The following is a 3306-nucleotide window of genomic DNA, read 5'->3' on the forward strand; positions in this document are numbered from 1 at the left end:
GAGGCCCGCGCCCGCGCGGGCCTCGGCCGCACCTTCCAGACGTCGAGCCTCTTCGACGGCCTGACCGCGATCGAGAACGTGCGTCTCGCGGCGCAGGCCTCCCTGGGCGGTGCGTTGAGCGTCTGGCGTTTCCCGGGGCGATCGGACGCCGCCACCAGGCGTGCCCGCGAGCGTCTCGGCGAGGTGGGGCTGGCCCACCACTCCGAGACCCTCGCGGGTGGGCTGGCCCACGGCGACAAGCGCAAGCTCGAGATCGCCATGCTCCTCGCCTCCGACCCGCAGGTGATCCTGCTCGACGAGCCGATGGCAGGCGTGGGCAGCGCGGACGTCGAGGGCCTGGTCGACCTGATCCGCCAGGTGCACCGCGACCAGGGCACGACCGTGCTCATGGTCGAGCACCACATGGACGTCGTCCTCGACCTGGCCGACCGCATCGCCGTCATGCACCACGGTCAGCTGCTGGCCTGCGACTCACCCGACGTCGTCATGGCCGACACCACCGTGCAGAGCGCCTACCTGGGGAGCACCCGATGAGCACCACCTCGACCCGGCCGCCCGTCCTGCGGATCGTCGACCTGAGCGCCCGCATCGGCGCGCAGCAGGTCGTCGAGAGCGTCACCCTCGAGGTGCCCGCCAGCGGCGTGACCGCCCTGCTCGGTCGCAACGGCGCCGGCAAGACCAGCACCATCAAGGCGGTGCTGGGCCTCATCGAGCGCAGCGGCGTCGTCGAGCTGGACGGCGAGCGCATCGACACCCTGCCCACCCACAAGATCGTGCAGCGCGGCGTCGGCTACGTGCCGGAGGACCGCGAGGTCTTCGCCTCGCTCACCGTGGAGGAGAACCTGCGCCTCGCCGAGCGTGACGCGAAGCCGCGTCGCGACCTGGTCGGCGACCTGTTCCCCGACATCATCGCTCGCAGCCAGCAGGCTGCCGGCACCCTGTCGGGCGGCCAGCAGCAGATGGTCGCCCTGGCTCGCGCCCTGCTCAACGAGAACAGGCTCCTGCTGGTCGACGAGCCCACCAAGGGCCTCTCGCCCAAGCTGGTCGAGGAGGTCACCGACGCCCTCGAGCGCGCCTCGCAGGTCGTCCCGATCCTGCTCGTCGAGCAGAACCTCGCCGTCGCCCGACGCCTCGCCAAGGACGCCGTCGTGATGGCCGACGGCCACGTCGTCCACGTCGGTGACGCCGGCGCCCTGCTCGACGACGAGCAACGCGTCGTCGGCCTCCTCGGTGTCGGCACCGCTTCCCCAGACTCGACCTCGCACTCGGCCTCGCACTCGGCCTCGCACCCGACCTCAGACTCCACGCCCGACCGGGAGGTCACCACGTGAGCACGATCATCCTGCTCCTCGCCACCGGCCTCGGCCTGGGCGCGCTCTACTTCCTCGTGGCCTCCGGGCTGTCGCTGATCTACGGCCTGATGGGGGTGCTCAACTTCGCCCACGGCGCCTTCCTCACCCTCGGCGCCTTCGCCGGCTGGGAGACCGCTCGTCGGCTCGACGACGCGTCCTGGACGACGCTGGTCCTCTCGCTCGCCGTCGGAGCCGCGGCCGGAGCCCTGGTCGCCGTCCTGACCGAGCTGGTGCTGATCCGCCGGCTCTACAACCGCCACATCGAGCAGGTCCTGGTCACCGTCGGTCTCGCCCTGGCGAGCGTCGCGCTCTTCGACGGCATCTGGGGCACCGACGCCATCTTCGTCACCGGGCCCGCGTGGTTCGACGAGACGACGTCCCTCTTCGGGGCCCGCGTGCCCAACGACCGGTTCGTGCTGATCGCCGTGGCCGTGATGGTGCTCCTCGCGATCATCGCCTTCCTGCGCTTCACCCGCTTCGGCCTGGTGATCCGCGCCGGGGTGGAGAACCGCGCGATGGTCACCGCCCTCGGCATCGACGTACGGCGTGCCTTCACCGTGGTCTTCGCCATCGGCGGCGCCGCGGCCGGCCTCGGCGGCGTGCTCGCCTCGCACTACTTCGGCTACGTCTCGCCGCAGCTGGGCGGCTCGCTGCTGATCTTCGCCTTCATCGTCACCGTGATCGGCGGGCTGGGCTCGCTGCTCGGCGCGGCGATCGCCTCGGTGGTGGTCGCGATCCTCCAGCAGTTCGCCAACTTCTACTTGTCCGGCACCGGCGACCTCGTCGTCGTGCTGCTGCTCGCCGCGGTGCTCCTCGTGCGCCCCGCCGGTCTGATGGGAGCCCGAACATGACGACGCTGAGCGAGTCCACGTCGAAGCCCACGGCCGGGTCCGCGCCCGAGCACGACGCCGCGCCGCGCCCCACTCGCGGCGCCCGGCGCCTCATCACCCTGGGCTGGCCGGTGATCCTGGTGGCGCTCCTCGCGGTGCTGCCGCTGATCAACCTCAACGTCGTCGGCGTCCTGCCCGGGCCGACCTACACCGCCGGCAGCCTCCAGCTGATGGCGCTGTGCCTGCTCTTCGCCTCGCTGGCGCTGACCTACCACGTGATCTTCGGGGTCGCCGGGCTGTTGTCGTTCGGCCACGCGCTCTACCTCGCGGTCGGCGCCTATGGCCTCGGGATCATCCTCGACCGCACCGACCTCGGACTGTTCCCGGCGATGGTGCTCACGCTGGTCGTCGGACTGGCGGTCGCGGTGGTGCTCGGCATGATCGGGCTGCGCGTCAGCGGCATCTCGTTCGCGATGGTGACCCTCGCCTTCGCGCAGGCCGGCTCGGTGCTCATCCGCCGCACCCCCGACATCACCGGGGGAGAGGAGAGCCTGCGCCTCGACACCACGCACGTGCCCGACGCGCTCGTCGGCGTCACCAACACGCGCAACCTCTACTGGGTGGCGCTGCTCCTGGTGATCGTGGTCTTCGCCCTCGTCGCGTGGTTCGAGCGCTCCCGTGCGGGCCACGTCGCTGCGGCCACCCGCGAGAACGAGCTGCGCGTGCGCGTGCTGGGTCTGCGTCCGTTCAACGTCAAGCTGCTCGCCTTCGTCACCGGCTCCGGACTGGCCGTCGTCGTCGGCATGGTCTACCTGCTCCTGCAGAGCGGGGTGACGCCTCGCGTCGCCTCGGCCGACTTCACGCTGACCATCCTGGTCGTCGTGGTGCTCGGTGGACTCGGCTCGCGCTGGGGTGCGGTCGTGGGCGGGGTCGTCTACTCCCTGCTCGACCAGCGCCTGAGCACCTTTGCGAGCTCGGACGCCGTCGCCGACCTGCCGACCCTGCTGCGCGTGCCGCTCAGCGAGCCGCTCTTCATCCTCGGCACGCTGTTCATCCTGGTGGTGCTGTTCGTGCCCGGTGGCCTGATGGGGCTGGGCAACCGGGTGAGCAGCCGACTCACCGAG

The 3306-nt window shown here is 71.1% G+C and carries 4 protein-coding genes; all 4 read left to right on the forward strand.

The genetic code is table 11. The features are described 5' to 3' along the window. On the forward strand, positions 1-534 hold a 534-nt coding region (locus tag VOI19_RS16675), incomplete at its 5' end, for an ABC transporter ATP-binding protein (RefSeq protein WP_323794083.1). Further along, positions 531-1331, forward strand: coding sequence for an ABC transporter ATP-binding protein (locus tag VOI19_RS16680; protein ID WP_323794084.1), 801 nt, complete (start codon positions 531-533; stop codon positions 1329-1331). The genes VOI19_RS16675 and VOI19_RS16680, both read left to right, overlap by 4 nt. After that, positions 1328-2203, forward strand: coding sequence for a branched-chain amino acid ABC transporter permease (locus VOI19_RS16685; protein ID WP_323794085.1), 876 nt, complete (start codon positions 1328-1330; stop codon positions 2201-2203). Before VOI19_RS16680 ends, VOI19_RS16685 begins: the two co-directional genes overlap by 4 nt. After that, positions 2200-3306, forward strand: a 1107-nt coding sequence (locus VOI19_RS16690) for a branched-chain amino acid ABC transporter permease (protein ID WP_323794086.1), incomplete at its 3' end; no start/stop codon positions are given. The genes VOI19_RS16685 and VOI19_RS16690, both read left to right, overlap by 4 nt.

Source organism: Nocardioides sp. (genome assembly GCF_034670285.1).
Classification (GTDB): Bacteria; Actinomycetota; Actinomycetes; order Propionibacteriales; family Nocardioidaceae; genus Nocardioides.

What these genes read in the sequence shown, in the direction of transcription:
- VOI19_RS16680 (WP_323794084.1), top strand. Translation starts at nt 531, where the DNA reads ATGAGCACCACCTCGACCCGGCCGCCCGTCCTGCGGATCGTCGACCTG.